The sequence below is a fragment of the Nitrospina gracilis Nb-211 genome (assembly GCF_021845525.1).
Taxonomy (GTDB): domain Bacteria; phylum Nitrospinota; class Nitrospinia; order Nitrospinales; family Nitrospinaceae; genus Nitrospina; species Nitrospina gracilis_A.
Map to the genome: position 1 here is coordinate 1131308 of NZ_JAKJKD010000001.1, position 17078 is coordinate 1148385.

Sequence of the window (17078 nt, forward strand, 5' to 3'; positions counted from 1 at the left end):
ATAAAACCAGTGGAATCGTTATGAGCAAATTCTTGCATAAAATCAACAGTCCCCAGGACCTGAAATCGGTGGACCGGGAGAACCTGCCGGACCTTGCGGCGGAGATCCGCGATGCTCTGCTGAATACCATCTCTAAAACAGGTGGGCACCTGGGATCGAACATGGGCGTGGTGGAGTTGACCATCGCCATGCACTACGTTTATGAAAGTCCGAAGGACATGTTCATTTGGGACGTGGGACACCAGACCTACGTGCACAAACTGTTGACCGGCCGCCGCGAACGATTCCATACGCTCCGCCAGTATGACGGCCTGAGCGGGTTCACCAAGCGCGAGGAAAACGAGCACGATCACTGGAACTGCGGGCATGGCGGCACCTCCATCTCCGCGGCGGTGGCATTTGCCAAGGCGCGCGACCTGAAGAAAGAAGATTACAGCGTGCTCGCGGTCATCGGAGACGGTTCCATGACGGCGGGCATGGCGTTTGAAGGCCTCAACCACACCGGGCATTTGCAGACAGACATGGTGGTCGTGTTGAACGACAATGAGATGTCCATCTCCACCAACGTCGGCGGCATGTCCGCGCACCTGAGCCAGATCATGACCGGACAGGTGATGACCAAGATCAAGCGCGAGATCGATCAGCTTCTGCTCGCCATTCCGGGCATCGGCAAGGACATTTCCCGCTACGCGCACAAGATCGACGAAGCCATCAAGGGCGTGTTCATTCCCGGAAGGTTGTTCGAGGACTTGGGCTTCCGTTACATCGGCCCGGTGGATGGTCACAATACGGATGCGCTGATCGATACCTTCGAATCCATCAAGGGGCTCAAGGGGCCGACTTTGGTGCATGTCATCACCCGCAAGGGCAAAGGCTACAAGGTGGCGGAGGAGAAAGCCGATGTGTGGCACGGCGCGTCGCCGTTCGACATCGAAACCGGCGTTTTTCACAAGAAGGCGTCGAACCCGAATTACACCTCTATCTTCGCGCAGGCGCTCATCGACCTGGCCAAGGAAGACGAGAGCATCATAGGCATCACTGCCGCCATGCCGGACGGCACGGGCATCAGCAAATTCGGCAAGGAATTCCCGGAACGAACCTTCGACGTGGGCATGGCCGAACAGCACGCAGTGGATTTCGCCGGCGCTCTGGCGCTCAAGGGACTGCGTCCCGTTGCGGCGATCTACTCCACGTTCCTGCAACGCGCTTACGACCAGGTGGTGCACGACGTGTGTCTGATGAACATTCCGGTTGTGTTTGCCATGGATCGTGCGGGCATCGTCGGCGAAGATGGTGCGACGCACCAGGGTTTGTACGACATCGCGTACCTGCGCACCCTGCCGAACATGGTCATCATGGCGCCGAAGGATGAAAACGAAATGCGGCATATGTTGAAAACCGCCATTTACCACAACGGCCCCGCCGCACTGCGCTATCCGCGCGGTGCCGGTCTGGGTGTGGAACTCGACCCGGAAATGAAGGAACTGGAGATCGGCAAGGGCGAGGTGGTGAAAGACGGCACGGACATCGCGCTTGTGGCCTACGGCCATATGGTGCGTCCTGCGGAAAATGTGGCGGAGAAACTCGAAGAGCAGGGCCTCAGTGTTGCGGTCATCAACGCTCGCTTCGTCAAGCCGCTCGACGAAGATCTGGTGCTTCGCTACGCCCGCGGCACGAAGTGCATGGTGACATTGGAAGAACATTCCGTGCAGGGTGGGTTCGGTTCCGCCGTACTGGAAGCGCTCCACAAAGAACCGGCCGAGCGTCCATACCAAGTGAAGTGCATCGGCGTCGCCGACATCGTGGTCGAGCACGGCGCACCGGCTCTGGTTCGCCGGGACCTTAAAATCGACGAAGACGGACTTTTCGAAACCATCTCCCAGTTCTACGACCAGGTTATGGAAGTGTCCCTGATTTCCGGCATGAATCTCCAGAATAACGGGAGCAAGCACAATCACCCGTCGAATGGCACCAAAGAAACCGTATCCAAACCCACTCTCAGGACGGCTTGAACAGGCCGGGCATCTTGTAAATGGATAGATGTTCCCAGATCACACGCAAAACCAGCGAAACTGAAATTGAAGTCAGCCTGGTCATTGACGGAAGCGGGCAAAGCGAAATCCAAACTCCGATTCCGTTTCTCGATCACATGCTGGCACAATTGAGCCGCCACGGTTATTTCGACCTGCAAGTCAAAGCCCAGGGAGATATTGAAATCGATTTCCACCACACGGTGGAGGATGTCGGCATCACCCTCGGACAGGCGTTCGACAAGGCGCTGGGCGACAAAAAGGGCATCCGCCGTTTTGCCAGCACCAGCGTCCCGCTCAACGAGGCTCTGGCCGAATGCGTGGTGGATATCAGCGGCCGTTCGTTTTTCGTTTTCAACATCGACCTGCCTAAGACCAAGCTCGGCCAGTTCGATGTGGAACTGGTGCCGGAATTTTTTCAGGCGTTTTCCGCCAACAGCGGCATCACCCTGCACCTCAACTCACCGTATTGGAGCAACCTGCATCACATCGTGGAAGCGTCCTTCAAGGCATTTGCGCGGGCGCTCGACCAGGCGTGCGCGCTGGACCCGCGGTCAAATGCGATTCCCTCCACCAAGGGCAAATTGTAAATGATCGCCATCATCGACTACGGGATGGGCAACCTGCGGTCGGTGCACAAAGCCTTCGAGGCGGTAGGCGCGGAAGCCTGCGTCACCCGCGACCCCCAAGTCATTGCAGACGCCCCATCCGTCGTGCTTCCCGGTGTCGGGGCGTTCAAGGACTGCATGGCCAACCTCGATGAATACGGCCTGATCGATCCCGTCCACAAAGCCATCCGGAGCGGCAAACCGTTTCTCGGCATCTGCCTCGGCCTGCAACTTCTATTCGAGCAGAGCGTGGAGTTCGGCACCGTGCCGGGGTTGGGCGTTCTGCCGGGCAAGGTGATCCGTTTTGAGTTTGACGATGGCTCCGATTTCAAGGTGCCGCACATGGGGTGGAATACGGTGAACATTAAAAAAGAGTCGCCGCTGTTCGACGACGTCGATCCCCATCCTTATTTTTACTTCGTGCACTCGTATTACGTGCAACCGGACAATCCCGACACCGTGGTCACCACCACCGAGTATGGACGCGAGTTCGTCTCCGGCATCGAGCACGAAAACATCCACGCCTTCCAGTTCCATCCCGAAAAGAGCCAGAAGACCGGCTTGAAGCTGCTGGAGAAGTTCGCCCGGCTGAACTGAGCTTCCATGTTCCGGACCGACTACGCGCGCGGTGTGTTGTTCGCACTGACCACCGCCGTGCTGTGGGGCCTCTTGCCGGTGGCCATGCAGATCGCGCTTGCCGATTTTTCTCCCGGCTCCATCGTCTGGTTCCGCTTCACGTTTGCGTTCTTCGCGTTGTGGCTGTTCTTGCGCGTAAAAGGACGCCCGCCGGAGCGGATCTTCCGGAAGCCGCCACTGTTCAGCCTCCTCGCCGGGTTGTGCCTGTCGGGAAACTATTATTATTTCCTGCGTGGCATCAGCGCCAGTTCCCCGTCCAATGCGGCAATACTGATCCAGACCGCTCCGGTTCTCGTCGTGTTGATCGGAGTTGCTGTTTTCAGGGAACGGTTCTCCCGTCCGCAAGCGGGTGGACTGGCCATCGCGGCTATTGGCTTCTTCCTGTTCTTCCGCGACCAGCATGCCCACGCGTTGGACGTGAACCTCTATAACACCGCCAATGGATATGTGCTGATCGCCGGGGTGTTGTGGGCGGCGTACATGACGTTTCAGAAATCGCTGGCGCCAGACCACGAAGCCCAGCAGTTGAACCTGCTGGTTTATGGCGTCGCATCGCTGGTTTTATTGAGTGCGGTGAGTTGGAACGATTACCCGAAAGCGGAGTGGGGGGCGTGGGCACTCATGCTGTTTCTCGGTATGAACACCCTGCTGGCGTACGGGTTTCTGGCGGAAGCCATCAAACACATCCCGTTGTGGCTGATCAGCGTGATCGTCACGCTCAATCCCTTCATCACGCTGGTGGTGATGAAACTGCTGCCGCTGGTCTTGCCGGGAGTGGTGGAGCCGGAACGGATCGGGGCGCTGGGTTACCTGGGAGCGGCGACGGCGATCGGCGGGGTGGTCCTGGTCATCCGGAAGAGATGAGTGAGGGGAGAGCGCCGCCCGCGGCGGAGAGCAGGACTGCGGACTCAGCTCTTGAAATCGCCTTTCATGGCCTTGCGGATTTCTCGGTCGGATTCGCGCTTCTTGATGGACTCCCGTTTGTCGTGCTGTTTTTTGCCCTTGGCGATGGCCAGCTCGACCTTGGCGATGCCGTTTTTGAAATAGATCTTGAGCGGGATCAGGCTGTATCCCTTTTCGTTGCTCGCGCCGATGAGGCGGTTGATCTCCTTGCGGTGCAAAAGCAGTTTGCGTTTGCGCATGGGATCGTGGTTGAACTGCGTTGCGGGAGTGTACGGGCTGATGTGGCAGTGGTGCAGGTACACCTCGTTCCGCTCCACCCAGGCGTAGCTGTCCACCAAGTTGGCGCGCCCGTCCCGCAGGGACTTCACCTCCGTCCCCATCAGGGCGATGCCCGCCTCCATCGTGTCCTCGATGAAATAATCGTGGCGGGCTTTCTTGTTTTGACAGACAATCTTGATATCCGACATGATAGAAACCGTTATTCGGCTTGGGTGACGCGCACTGGAGTGCCGACCGTCACCTTCAGCTTTTGGGCGGCGTTGCCTTCCCGGTGGAAAATTTCCAGTGCATTCCAACTGTTGATGATGATGCCCACCGCATCTTCCGGCGCTTCCGAGTAACTGGAGACGGGCCCCTGCAATGTGCGGCGGCCGATTTGTACCTCCAGGCTCTCCGGGCGTTCGAACACGCCTTCCAGCAGGCCCGCGTCGATGTTGGTCATCAGGTTGCCGAAGTGATCGACGTAAATAACCTGTCCCGCGATGCTGGTTCCGTCGAACTTGGGCAAAGGCAGATCCAGCATCACCGGATCGGCAATCTTTCGCCCGAATGCGCGCAGGGTTTTTCCCCGCGCCAACCATGCGGACACGGGGGAAAAAATGTCTCGCCCGTGAAACGTGGTCGAGATGTCTTTTAAAAAATATTTCTCCGTGGTCAGCTCGTAGCAGTTGGCCTGCGAGTCGATCACGGAAGTGAACACGCCGTTGTCGGGGCCGACGAACCAGTAGCCGTAGCTCCGGATACCAATGGGGCGGCGCACGCCGCCGACACCAGGGTCCACCACCACCACATGCACCGTCCCTTTCGGGAAATAAGGGTACGCCGTTTTCACCACCAGCGCCGCCTGTAAAATATTCTGCGGCTGGATCTGATGTGTGAGGTCGACAAGCTGTACATCGGGCGCGATGTTGAGGATCACACCCTTCATGATGCCGACGTACGGATCATTCAGGCCGAAATCTGTGGTGAGCGTGATTACAGGACGCATCCCGAAACCTGTTGGCCGGATGCGTCTTTGATGCGGACCGGCACGATCCGGTTCATCAAGGCATCGCCGCCGTTCAGCAAAACCGGGATGAAATGTTCGGAATGACCCCGCAGGCGGCCGGTCGCCGGGTCGCGGCTGGTTTCGACCAGCACGTTGGCGGTCCCCCCTTCCAGCGACTGGCGGAAAGCGAGGGCCTTGTCGCGTCCCAGTTCGGTGAGCCTGCGGTTGCGTTCTTTTTTCTCCGCCTTGGGCACATCGTTTTTCATGGCGAATGCCGTCGTTCCCTTGCGCGGCGAGTAGGTGAACACGTGCAGGTAGCTGAAGGGCAGGTCCCGCACCAATTTGTACGTGTTTTCAAACATGGCCTGCGTCTCGCCGGGAAATCCCACGATGATGTCGGCGCCCAGCCCGAGGTTTGGCATGCGCGCCGCCGCGCGTTCCACCACGTCGCGGTAGTGCGCCGAGTTGTAATTGCGCTTCATGGCGGCCAGCACCGTGTCGTCGCCGCTTTGCAGTGGAATGTGAAAGTGCGGGCAGATGTTGCTGCGCTCCGCCATCAGGTCGATCAGCCGGTCGTCGATCTCCATGGGATTGATACTGCTGATGCGCAGGCGGAAATCGCCGGGCAGGTCCGCGATCTCCTCCACCAGGGACGAAAACGTCTCCGGCGTTTCCTTGTCCATGCCATAGGTGCCGAGGTTGATGCCCGTCAGCGTGATTTCCTTGAATCCCGCGTCGATCGAACAGCGTACGTTGTTCAGAATGTTTTCGCGGTCGTCGCTGATGGAGCGGCCACGCGCCCGCGCCACGGTGCAGAACGTGCACGCCTCGTCGCATCCGGTCTGCACCTTGATGAAGGCCTTCGATTTGCCGCCGAATTCCGTCACCGGAATGGTCTTGAAATCCCAGCTTTTGGTGATGTCCGTCATCACCACGTCGGGGTCACCGAATTCGTCTTCGCTTTGCAGGTGGTCCAGCCGCTTGCGGATGGCCTCGGCGATGTCCAGCTTGTTGGCGTTGCCCAGCAGGACGTCCAGCCCGGCGATCTGGCCGGCTTCTTTCGGATTGTTCTGCGCATAGCATCCGGTGAAGACGACCATCGCGTCCTCATTGATGGAGAGCGAGCGCTTCACCGCCTGCCGGGAGGAGGCATCGCTTTTGGCCGTGACCGTACAGGAGTTGACGATGTAGATGTCCGCTGGATCGTCCGGTTCGACGATGGTGAACCCTTCATTTTCCAGAAGGGTTTGCATTTCCGCGGTGTCGTTCTGGTTGGTCCGGCAACCGAGTGTGTTGAAGGCGACTTTCATGATTTTCAGGAGTTTCGGCATTGATGTTGAAAATTCATATTAAACGAGGCAATTATACCGAATCAACCGATAAATCCCCGTCCCACCAGTGCTACGGGCTTTTCAGTTGACCGCCTTGGGGGAGTTTGCTAGCATGCCGTCATCTTATCCCATCCTTTTGCATTTGCCGAATACCTCTTTGCGCCGGGTCGCTTTCTATGGATAGAACTTCCAAAGATATTCGCACCTTTTTGGAAAAATGGCTCCATAAGAGCGTCAAACAGTACGTTGCCAAAATGGATGGCAATGAAAAAGGCGACCTGTACGACCTGTTGGTCCTGGGATTGGAAAAACCCCTTCTTGAAATTGTTCTGGAAGAAACCAACGGCAACCAGACCAAGGCGGCCAATATCCTGGGCATCAACCGCAACACCCTCCGCAAAAAAATCCAAGATCATGGCATTCAATGCAAGGTAAAGGTTTAGCCGCAGTCGTTCTGGCGGCGGGGAAGGGAACGCGGATGCACTCCGACCTGCCGAAGGTCCTGCATCCGCTGGGTGGCCGTCCGCTGCTCCTCCACGTCTTGGATGGACTGTGCCCGTTGGCTCCGGAACGCGTAGCGGTCGTGGTCGGATACCAGTCCGATCGCGTGCGCCAGGCCGTGCCGGACGGATCGGTGGAGTTTGTCGAACAGACCGAGCAGTTGGGTACGGGCCACGCCGTCCAGCAGGCGGAGGCGGCGCTTTCGGAATTTGACGGCGATGTCCTCATCCTGTGCGGCGACATGCCGTTGATCCGTCCCGAAACCCTGCAAAATCTCATCGCCAGGCACCGGGAATCGGCGGCCGCCTGCACCCTGTTGAGCTTGAAATCAAAGGAGAAAAAAGATTTCGGGCGGGTGATCCGAACTCCCGATGGGCGGGTGGACCGCATTGTGGAAAACAAGGACGCGACCCCCCAGGAAAAAACAGTTGACGAATACAATTCGGGAGTTTATTGTTTTCAAAAGAGTATTCTTTTCAAGGCTTTAAAGGGCGTTGACAACCGCAACGCGCAACAGGAATACTACCTGACCGATACCATCGCTCGCATCAACCAGGAGGGGCTTGCGGTCGAGGCGATTCAAACCTCGGACGCCTCCGAATTGATCGGTATCAATTCGCTCGAAGATCTGGTCGCCGCGGAGCGGCTCTTTTCCCAACGCGCCTCGAACCCCTGAGCTTTCCGTCTTCGCATTTTGTTCTAAGGATTCACACTGATGAAAGCGGTCATCCTTGCGGGAGGAAAAGGAAACAACCTGACTCCCTTTTCCGACACCCGCCCGAACCCCATGCTCAGTGTGGCTGGACGGTACCTGTTCAATCACTGCCTCAGCCTGCTTCAGAAATCGGGCATCAGCGATGTGTACGTGGTGGTGGGGCATAAAAAGGACAAACTGCTGGAGGAAGTCCACCAGCATGCGCTCAACGGCCTCAATCTGAATGTGGTCGAGCAGAAAAAGCCCGCGGGCATCGGTGATGCGGTCATGCAGGTGCGCGACAAGATCCTGCACGGCGAATATTTTCTGCTGATTTACGGCGATATCGTGACCGCCGACAACATTTTCAGCAAAACCCAGCAGTCGTTCCACACGTTCAAGTCGCCGGTGGCGTCCATTTGTCTGCCGCCATCGAACGACATGTTCGGCAACGTGTTCCTGAACGCGAACATGAAGATCACGCGGATCATCGAAAAGCCCAAGGGCGACAACCTGGGCAACTACGTCCTGTCCGGCGTGTACATCCTGCCGGAGATGTTTTTCGATCTTCTGCAGAAAAACAAGCGGTCGATGGAAAAAGCCCTCAAGGAACTGGTGGATGGCGAGGGCCTGCGCGCCTCGATGTGGGAAGAGGACTGGCTCGACATCGTGTACCCGTGGGAAATCCTAACGGCCAACCAGATCATCATGGATAGCTGGGAGGAGTCGTCGATCGCCAAAACCGCGAAGCTGGAATCGAACGTCACCATCACCGGTCCGGTACAGATTGAAGAAGGTGTGCGCATCAAGGCCGGGGCCGTGCTGGAAGGGCCATGTTCCATCGGTGCGGGCAGTTACATCGGCAACAACTCGCTGATCCGCAGTTACACGGCGGTCGGCGCGAACTGTTCGGTCGGCTACGGCGTTGAGTTGAAAAACTGTGTGATCCACAAGGACTCGCGCATCGGCAGGCTGTCGTTCATCGGCGACAGCGTTCTGGGCGAGAACGTGGACATCGGCGCGGGCACCATGACCGTCAACCGGACGATGACGTGGGAGCCGGTCGAGGTGAAGCAGAACAAGAAAACGTTTAAAACAGGCCGGACCAAGCTGGGCGCTTTCATCGGCGACAACGTGGTCATCGGCGCGGGCAACACCATCGAACCCGGTATCGTGATTCCCCCGGGCAAGATTTTTCCATCCAATTATTCAGTCAAAAACGGATAACGAATCCATCATGTGCGGCATCACCGGCGCGGTCGGCTTGAAAGACATCTCGAATCAACTGTTCGAAGGCATCCGCAACCTCGAGTACCGGGGTTACGATTCCTGCGGCGTGGCGTTGATGAACGGCAAGCGGGCGATCGTCGTCAAAAAGAACGTCGGTTACGTGGACGATGTGTACAAGAAGGAAAATGTCCTGCATCATCATGGTCACACCGGCATCGCCCACACCCGTTGGGCCACGCACGGGCAAGTGACCAAAAACAACACGCATCCGTTTTTGTCCTGCGACAAAAAATTCGCCGTGGTGCACAACGGCATCATTTCCAATTACCAGGTTCTGCGTAAGCAGTTGAAAGCGGAAGGGCACAAGTTCATCTCCGAGACGGACACCGAGGTGGTGCCTCACCTGCTTGAAAAGTATTACCAGGAGACCGGCGCGGTGGAAGCGGCGTTCGTCAAAACGCTCCGCCAGTTGGAAGGCTCGTATGCCATCGCTTTTATCAGCATCCACCAGCCCGACCAGATTTACTGCGCGCGGCGGGAGTCGCCGCTTCTGCTCGGTATCGACGACGAGGTGAAGTACGTCGGTTCCGACTTCAACGCCTTCATCGACCACACCAAAAACGCCGTCATCATGGACGACGACGAGTACGCCATCGTGTCCCGCGACGCGTACGTGGTGAAAAGCACGCTCACGCAGGAGGTGGTGGCGAAGCCGGTGACGCGCATCGAATGGGACAGTGAAACCACGCGCAAGGGTGGCTACCCTCATTACATGCTGAAGGAAATCTACGAACAGCCGCAGACCATCAACAACGCGCTGGATGTGGATGAGAAAAAGGTGGACGAGTTCGTGGAACTGCTCGACACAAAACACACCGCTCAACTGGTGGGCGTGGGCACCACGTTTTACGTGACCATGTACGCCAACTACATTTTCAGCCAGGTTTCGGGGAAGTACATTCCTGCCATCAGCTCCGACGAGTTCGTGTCGCTGTCGCCGGTGGACAAGGACAGCTTCGTGCTGGCCATCTCGCAGTCGGGCGAAACATACGACACCATCTCCGCCCTCAAACACGCGAAGGCGCAGGGTGCGGCGACGGGTGCCATCGTCAATGTGATGGGTTCGACCATTTCACGGCTGGCGGACAAAACCATTCTGCAAGGATCGGGACCTGAGATTTGCGTGATCAGCACCAAGGCGGCCCTGGCGCAGATGGTCATTCTTACCCACATGGCATTGAAGCTCGGCCTGCGCAGGAAACGCATCACCGACCGCCAGTACAAGGCGTCGCTCAAATCCCTGCACGACCTGCCGGAAGTCATCAACGGCATTCTCAACGAACGCTCCGGGTTCATTCACCGCATCGCGCACCAGCACCGCGGCGTGAAAAACTGGCTGTACCTGGGGCGCGGCATCTATTACCCCATCGCCCTGGAGTCGGCGCTCAAGATGAAGGAAGTCGCGTACGTCCATGCAGAGGGCATGCCCTGCGGATTCCTCAAGCACGGCACCTTGGCGATGATCGACGACGACGTGTATTCCATCGTATTTGTCCCGCCGAAAAGCGACAAGGCCATGTATCAGGCGACACTGGCCAGCGTGGCGGAAATCCGCGCGCGCTCGGGATTCGTGCTGGGTATTCACTTCGACGAACGCGGCAAGGACAAGGAACTGTTCAGCGAGGAACTCATCATCCCGCAGGTTCCGGACATCGTCGCCCCCTTCATCCACCTGGTGATTTCGCAACTGTTCGCCTATTTCACCGCGACCTCCCTCAAGCGCAACGTGGACAAACCGCGCAGTCTTGCCAAATCGGTGACAGTGGGTTAGGCTGTGCAACCGTCCCGGCCGGAAGTGAGTGGTTGATTCCACATCGCACCGCCGGGATTTAATATCGTATCCAACCCTTCACCATACGAAGCACATGAAAACCGTTTCGACTGTACTGGCCGTTGGCGGCTCGGATTCCTCCGGCGGCGCCGGGGTGCCTGCCGATATCAAAACCATCACCGCGCACGACCTATTCGCCACGTCGGTGATCGCGTCCATCACCATCCAGAACTCGCAGGGCGTCAAAACCGCCTATGACCTGGAAGAGGAAGTGGTGGCGGCGCAACTGCAGACCATTCTGGAAGACGGCAAGCCCGCCGCCGTCAAGACCGGCATGCTGGGCAACGAGGAGATCGTGGAATGCGTGGTCCACTTGTTCAAAAAATTCAAAGTGAAGAACCTCGTGGTGGACCCTGTCATCCGGTCTTCCAACGGAACGCCGTTGCTGTCGAAAAAAGGCGTGCAGATTCTGAAGGAGCAGTTGCTACCGCTCGCAAAGGTGGTGACGCCCAATCTGCCGGAAGCGGAAATCCTTTCCGGCGTGCGTATCCGCAATGAAAAGGATTTGAAGAACGCGGCGAAGGCGATCCTGAAAACCGGCGTCAAGCACGTGCTCATCAAGGGCGGCCATGCGAAGAAGAATGCCGACGACTGGTTGTTCGACGGCAAGCGCTCGTGGGTGTTCGAATCTCAACGGCTCGACAACGAAAATCTGCACGGCACCGGGTGTGCCCTGGCTTCCGCCATCGCCTGCGGACTGGCGAAGGGGCTGGCCGTGCATGACGCCGTGGAGAATGCGAAAGGCTTCATCCATGCCGCCATTCGCGGCGGCGTTCAGGCGGGGAAGGGCAAGGGCCATGTCGACCCCATGGCGCGCATGATGCAGGTGCATCAACGGTTCGAGCTGTTGCAGGGCGTGTCGGCCGCGCTGGAGGTGCTGAAGGCAAACCACATCGGCCACTTGATCCCTGAAGTGCAGTCAAATATCGGTGTCGGTGTTCCCGACGCGAGTGGGGTAAATGATGTCATTGCCGTGCCCGGCCGCATCATCAAACTCGGCGATGAAATCCGTACGGTCGCCGCGCCCCAGTTCGGCGCATCGCGTCACGTGGCGAAGATCGTGCTCACGGCAATGCGATTCGATCCCAACATGCGCGCGGTGATGAACATCAAATTCAGCGACACCATTCTGAACGCGTGCAAGCGGTTGAGGTTCCGCATCGCGTCGTTCGACCGGGCGAAGGAACCGAAGTCGGTCAAGCAGTTGGAAGGCTCGTCTCTGGAGTGGGGCACCTACACCGCCATTGAAAGATTTGGCGGTGTGCCGGACATCATTTACGACCTGGGCGGACAGGGCAAGGAGGAGATGATCCGCGTGCTGGCACCGGACATCGGGGCTCTGTTGGACAAGGTGCTGAGAATCCACCAGATGGCGCTCAAGATCCGCCCGGCGAAAGAAACCGACCGCTGGCGCAAAGGCTGACGCGGTTTACAGCAGGGTTTTGTCCACCATGATGCGCGCTTCGGCCTTGGTGTTTTCCAGCCAGTTGCGGAATATGATGTTCGCCTTCTCCTGTTTCAGACGTTGGTAGGTCTGCTGCAGGTCTTTCTTGCCCGGCTTCTCTGCTTTCTGCAAGTCCACGACCTTGATCAGGTAATAGGTCTGCGGTGACTCACCCGTCGTGGTTTTGCCGGGGGCGGTATCGAAAGCCTTGGCTTTGATCGATTGAATGTTGCCGATGCCGGGAATGGAATCCACCTGGCTGAAAAACGGCGTCTCCTCGACGGTCAAAGAGTTGGCCTCCGCCAGCGCCTCCAGATTGCCATCCTTTGCGAGATCCTTGGCCATCTGCTCCCATTTCGCCTGCGTCACCTCCAGGTGGCGGCTCTGCATGAACGCTTCCTTCACTTCCGCCTTCACGTCTTCAAAATCCGGAATGAACGGCGGCTTGCGCTCCACGACCTTCATCAAATAAGTTGCTTCAAACGTGTTGATGGGATTGCTGATCACGTTGTCCTGCAGGGTGAAGGCGGTGTTGAAGAATTCCGGCACCACGCCGATTTCTGGGATATCGTGATCCTTGCCGGAGAAGAAACCGGTGGTTTTCGTCGATTGCCCGTGTTTCTGCGCGGCGCGGGACAGGTCCTGATCCTTTTCGGCATCCTGGTAAATCTTTTTGGCGATGCGGCGGATGCGTTGCGTCGCTTTCATCTTTTTCAGCTTTTCGACGATCTCTTCCTTCACCTCCTCCAGCGGCTTCATACGTTGCGGGTGCACTTCCTCCAGTTTGATGAGGTGGAAGCCGAACGCCGTTTGCACCGGGTCGGAGATATCGCCGGGTTTCATCGTTTCCAGGGCTGCTTCAAATTCCGGAACCATGGTGCCTTTCGGGAACTGACCCAGGTCGCCGCCCTTGGCGCCGGACATTTTGTCGTCGGAGTGTTCCTTCGCCATGTCCTCAAACGATTTGCCCTCTTCCCTGATTTGTTTCAGGATGTTTTCCGCCTTGGTTTTGGCCTTGGCGTCCGACTCGTTCAGCCGTTTCTCTTTTTCATCGGTGGAAAGGTCGTCGCCGCCCAGCGTATTGAGTTCCGTGCGTACCAGGATATGCTTGGCTTTGTACCGCTTTTTCACCAGGTACTCCGCCTGATTGCTTTCGTAATAATCCTTGATGTCCTCGTCGTAAATCTTGATCTCTTCGATCACCTGATCCGGGGTCAGCTTGACGAACTCCGCCTTGACTTGCAGGGGCACTTCGAAGTCGCGCGTGTGCGCCTCGAAGTATTGTTTTAGCTGCTCGTCGGTGGGGGTGATCTGCGATTGGTAATAATCCTTGGAAAACTCCACGTACTCGATCTTGACCTTGCGGTTTTCCTTGGCCCACGCTTCCTCAACTTCCGAATCCGAAACCTGCGTGTTGTTTTTGATGAAGGTTTCGATCTTTTCCATCAGCAGGAACTGGCGCTGATTTTCTTCGAACTCCTGCGCCGTCATGCGATTGAAAGTCAGGAACCGGTCATAGAGAGCGCGGCTGAATTTCTTTTCCCTCTGGAAATTGGGATTGGTGAGAATGCGATCGGCCAGTTCCGCGTCGCTGATCTGGATTCCCTGCTTCTCTGCTTCCATGAGCAGGAGTTTTTTCTGAATGAGGGCTTCCAGTGCGGAGTTTTTGAGGTCCATCTTCTCGACCATGTCCTCCGAGAACCGGCCCTGAAACTGGTCGCGGTAAAAGCTGACCAGGTTTTCGAAAGAACGATCGTACTCGGCGAGGGTGATGTTCTTTCCATTGACCGTTCCGAGGATGCCACTGCGGCCTTCCACGGGTCCGCCCATGCCCCAGGAATAGAAAATGGTGCCGACGAAGGCGAGAACGATCATCCACAGGATGCCCTTGATCATCCATGAATCCGCATGTTGTCGGATCAAATTCAGCATGCAAACACTCCAAGTCCCTAAAAAATAATGTTAAAATCGACCTGTCATAGTATAGAACCCTCCGCGGGTTCGCAAGCCTTTATTGCAGGCGGGATTTCCTCCAGATCTCCAGCCATTGTACCGCATCCGAGGCCAGGACGGGTTACGCGGACGTGTTTTATTATTTGCATTTTCCGCAGGCCCTTGCTATATATTAAGTTCTATAAAAACAAGTATTTATCAAGCCCTTACTCACTCCAACAGCAACAGGATGACTGCGTGTTCAATCTATTCGCCGATCTGTTTTCCAATGACCTCGCCATCGATCTTGGAACCGCCAACACACTGGTGTATGTGAAGGGGCGCGGAGTGGTGCTCCGCGAGCCTTCGGTGGTGGCCACCAACAGCCACAGCAAGGAAATTCTGGCGGTGGGCGAGGAGGCCAAGAAGATGCTGGGCCGGGCGCCGGGAAGCATCCAGGCCATCCGTCCCATGAAAGACGGAGTCATCGCCCACTTCGAAGAAACCCAGCAGATGATCAGCCACTTCATCCGCAAGGTGCACAACAACCGCAAAACGTTTGTGTCGCCGCGGGTGATCATCGCCATCCCTTCCGGCGTGACGCAGGTGGAAAAACGCGCGGTGCGCGACTCCGCACACTCCGCCGGTGCGCGCGAGGTGTTTTTGATCGAGGAGCCCATGGCTGCGGCCATCGGCGTGGATTTGCCTATCGAGGAGCCGACCGGCAACATGATCATCGACATCGGCGGCGGCACCACGGAGGTCGCCATCATGTCGCTTTCCGGCACCGTGTACAGCAAGTCCGTGCGGGTGGCGGGGGACGAGATGGACGAAGCCATCGTCAACTACGTCAAAAAGAAATACAACCTGCTCATCGGCGAGCGTACGGCGGAGAGCGTGAAGATTCAAATCGGCACCGCCTACCCCACCGAGCCCCGGCAGACCATGGAGGTCAAGGGGCGCGACCTGGTGGCGGGCATCCCGAAGACGCTCATCATTTCCGATGAGGAAATCGCCGAAGCCCTGCAGGAGATTTTCGGCACCATCGTCGAGTCGGTGAAGATCGCGCTGGAGCGCACGCCGCCGGAGCTGGCGGCGGACATCGTCGACAAGGGCGTGGTGCTGGCCGGGGGAGGCGCGTTGATCCGCGGCCTCGACACCCTGTTGCGGGAAGCCACCGGCCTGCCGGTGACCGTCGCGGAAGATCCGCTGTCCGCCGTGGCCAACGGAGTGGGCAAACTGCTGTCGGACCCCAAACTCCTGAAAAAAGTCGCTCTGTGACGTGTTGAAAAAAGGACTCAAAGACCGAAAAAAGACCGTCATTTTCGCCGCCATCGTTCTGGTCTCCCTAACCCTCATGACGGTCAACATCAAGCGGTCGGAACACCCCACCTTCTTCGAAAAAGCCGTGCTCTGGATCGTCAGTCCCATCCAGGGCGCTGTCACCCACACCACCCGCGCCATCGTCGGGGTCATCGACGATTACTTCCTCCTGCTCAACACCGCCGAGGAAAACGAACACCTCAAAAAGCGCATCAACACGCTGATCAAGGAAAAGACCGAGTTGGAAGAAGAGGTGGCGCGCCTCAACCGCATCTACAACCTGACCCAGTACCAGGCCGAGGCGCAAGTGGAGTCGGTGGTTGCCACGGTCATCGCCTACGACGCGTCGCAGTGGGCGAAGACGGTGGTCATCAATAAGGGATCGAACGATGGCCTGCGCGAAAACCTGCCGGTGGTCACCGCGCAGGGCGTGGTGGGCCACATTATTCAGGTGGGATTCAACTCGGCCAAGGTCATGCTGATCACCGACAGCCGCAGTGCGGTCGATTCCCTGTTCCAGGACGACCGGGCGACGGGCGTGGTGGTGGGCACCGGCGACGAGCATTGTGAAATGAAGTACGTCCCCATCAATGCCAGGGTGGAAGTCGGGGACGATGTGTTGTCTTCCGGACTGGGCGGGGTGTTTCCGAAAGGCCTCCGCCTCGGGCGGGTGATCCAGGTGCAGAAGGCGACGCAGGGCCTGTTCCAGGAAGTGACCCTCGCTCCCAGTGCGGATTTGTCCCGCCTGGAAGAAGTGCTGGTCCTTCTTCTCCAGAGTTGAATCATGTGGTGGCGTATTGCAGTCACATTTCTGGTGCTGTTCACCTTTCAGACCACGCTTTTGGACGTGGTCTCTGTGGGCGGCGTGCGGCCCGATCTGGTTTTGATCCTGGCCGTGTATTGTGCGATCATTTTGGATGGAGACGCGGGCGTCGTCATGGCGGTGGCGCTGGGCTTTTTTCAGGACTGCCTGTCCGGCGACCTGCTTGGCGTCAACACGCTGTCGAAGGGGCTCATCGGCTTTGTGTTCGCCAACCTGAAAGGCAAACTGGTGCTGGAAGGGTTCGGCCCCATCGGCACGTTTTTCGCGCTTGCGTCGTTGTTCGACGGGATGATTTACTATCTCGTATCCGTGTTCATATTCAAAGCCCATCTCTCCTTCGGCGTGTTCTTTCCGTCGTTGCTGATCTTCACGGCGTACAACGCCGGGGTGGGCGTGGCCGGGTTTTATCTTTTCAATTGGGTCCGCCGCCGGAGGTTCCAGCGGCAGGGGTTGTGACGGGTTTCA

The 17078-nt window shown here is 57.5% G+C and carries 16 protein-coding genes; 12 read left to right on the forward strand and 4 right to left on the reverse strand.

Translation table 11 applies throughout. From position 1 onward, the window contains the following. Positions 1-20: 20 nt before the first annotated feature. The 4 genes from dxs to J2S31_RS05350 are packed head-to-tail and all read left to right on the forward strand — an operon-like array spanning position 21 to position 4138. Positions 21-2012 carry a 1-deoxy-D-xylulose-5-phosphate synthase gene (gene dxs / locus J2S31_RS05335; protein WP_237098029.1) on the forward strand — a complete coding sequence of 664 codons (1992 nt, stop codon included), beginning with the start codon at positions 21-23 and terminating at the stop codon, positions 2010-2012. 20 nt (positions 2013-2032) lie between these two features. Continuing rightward, entirely contained in the window at positions 2033-2620 is a 588-nt protein-coding gene (hisB, locus tag J2S31_RS05340; protein ID WP_237098030.1) for an imidazoleglycerol-phosphate dehydratase HisB, read from the forward strand. Beyond that, a complete protein-coding gene (hisH, locus tag J2S31_RS05345) occupies positions 2621-3235 on the forward strand; it encodes an imidazole glycerol phosphate synthase subunit HisH (protein WP_237098031.1) in 615 nt (204 codons plus the stop codon). Positions 3236-3241: 6 nt separating this feature from the next. Next, positions 3242-4138, forward strand: coding sequence for a DMT family transporter (locus J2S31_RS05350; RefSeq protein WP_237098032.1), 897 nt, complete (start codon positions 3242-3244; stop codon positions 4136-4138). Positions 4139-4182: 44 nt separating this feature from the next. On the opposite strand, the gene smpB is transcribed toward J2S31_RS05350, so the two are convergent. The 3 genes from smpB to mtaB are packed head-to-tail and all read right to left on the reverse strand — an operon-like array spanning position 4183 to position 6775. Continuing rightward, positions 4183-4644: an SsrA-binding protein SmpB gene (gene smpB / locus J2S31_RS05355; RefSeq protein ID WP_237098033.1), complete on the reverse strand. Its 462-nt coding sequence runs from the start codon at positions 4642-4644 to the stop codon at positions 4183-4185. An 11-nt stretch (positions 4645-4655) separates the two neighbouring features. Continuing rightward, positions 4656-5444, reverse strand: coding sequence for an SAM hydrolase/SAM-dependent halogenase family protein (locus J2S31_RS05360; protein WP_237098034.1), 789 nt, complete (start codon positions 5442-5444; stop codon positions 4656-4658). Further along, positions 5432-6775 (reverse strand): tRNA (N(6)-L-threonylcarbamoyladenosine(37)-C(2))-methylthiotransferase MtaB, encoded by a 1344-nt coding sequence (gene mtaB / locus J2S31_RS05365; protein ID WP_237098035.1) that lies wholly within the window; start codon positions 6773-6775, stop codon positions 5432-5434. The genes J2S31_RS05360 and mtaB overlap by 13 nt, the downstream gene beginning before the upstream one ends. 254 nt (positions 6776-7029) lie before the next feature. Between mtaB and J2S31_RS05370 the strand changes: the two genes are divergently transcribed. From J2S31_RS05370 to thiD, 5 genes are all read left to right on the forward strand, one after another. Continuing rightward, the gene (locus J2S31_RS05370) at positions 7030-7218 is read left to right on the forward strand and encodes a helix-turn-helix domain-containing protein (RefSeq protein WP_371831645.1); all 189 of its coding nucleotides are present in this window, start codon (positions 7030-7032) and stop codon (positions 7216-7218) included. After that, complete coding sequence (locus tag J2S31_RS05375) at positions 7200-7952, forward strand: sugar phosphate nucleotidyltransferase (RefSeq protein WP_272908603.1); 753 nt, start codon at positions 7200-7202, stop codon at positions 7950-7952. The genes J2S31_RS05370 and J2S31_RS05375 overlap by 19 nt, the downstream gene beginning before the upstream one ends. A 39-nt stretch (positions 7953-7991) precedes the next feature. Beyond that, positions 7992-9197, forward strand: coding sequence for a bifunctional sugar-1-phosphate nucleotidylyltransferase/acetyltransferase (gene glmU, locus J2S31_RS05380; protein WP_237098038.1), 1206 nt, complete (start codon positions 7992-7994; stop codon positions 9195-9197). 10 nt (positions 9198-9207) lie between these two features. Beyond that, positions 9208-11031, forward strand: a complete 1824-nt coding sequence (gene glmS, locus J2S31_RS05385) for a glutamine--fructose-6-phosphate transaminase (isomerizing) (RefSeq protein ID WP_237098039.1) — start codon at positions 9208-9210, stop codon at positions 11029-11031. Positions 11032-11125: 94 nt separating this feature from the next. Continuing rightward, positions 11126-12514 carry a bifunctional hydroxymethylpyrimidine kinase/phosphomethylpyrimidine kinase gene (gene thiD / locus J2S31_RS05390; protein WP_237098040.1) on the forward strand — a complete coding sequence of 463 codons (1389 nt, stop codon included), beginning with the start codon at positions 11126-11128 and terminating at the stop codon, positions 12512-12514. 6 nt (positions 12515-12520) lie between these two features. On the opposite strand, the gene J2S31_RS05395 is transcribed toward thiD, so the two are convergent. Beyond that, complete coding sequence (locus tag J2S31_RS05395; RefSeq protein WP_237098041.1) at positions 12521-14467, reverse strand: SurA N-terminal domain-containing protein; 1947 nt, start codon at positions 14465-14467, stop codon at positions 12521-12523. 258 nt (positions 14468-14725) lie between these two features. On the opposite strand from J2S31_RS05395, the gene J2S31_RS05400 reads away from it, so the two are divergent. From J2S31_RS05400 to mreD, 3 genes are read left to right on the forward strand one after another with little or no spacing between them, the layout of a single operon-like run. Continuing rightward, on the forward strand, positions 14726-15748 hold the full coding sequence (locus J2S31_RS05400) for a rod shape-determining protein (RefSeq protein ID WP_336886592.1): 1023 nt from the start codon (positions 14726-14728) through the stop codon (positions 15746-15748). A 1-nt stretch (position 15749) separates the two neighbouring features. Beyond that, entirely contained in the window at positions 15750-16571 is an 822-nt protein-coding gene (mreC, locus tag J2S31_RS05405) for a rod shape-determining protein MreC (protein ID WP_237098042.1), read from the forward strand. 3 nt (positions 16572-16574) lie between these two features. Further along, the gene (mreD, locus tag J2S31_RS05410) at positions 16575-17069 is read left to right on the forward strand and encodes a rod shape-determining protein MreD (RefSeq protein WP_237098043.1); all 495 of its coding nucleotides are present in this window, start codon (positions 16575-16577) and stop codon (positions 17067-17069) included. The last annotated feature ends 9 nt before the right edge of the window (positions 17070-17078 follow it).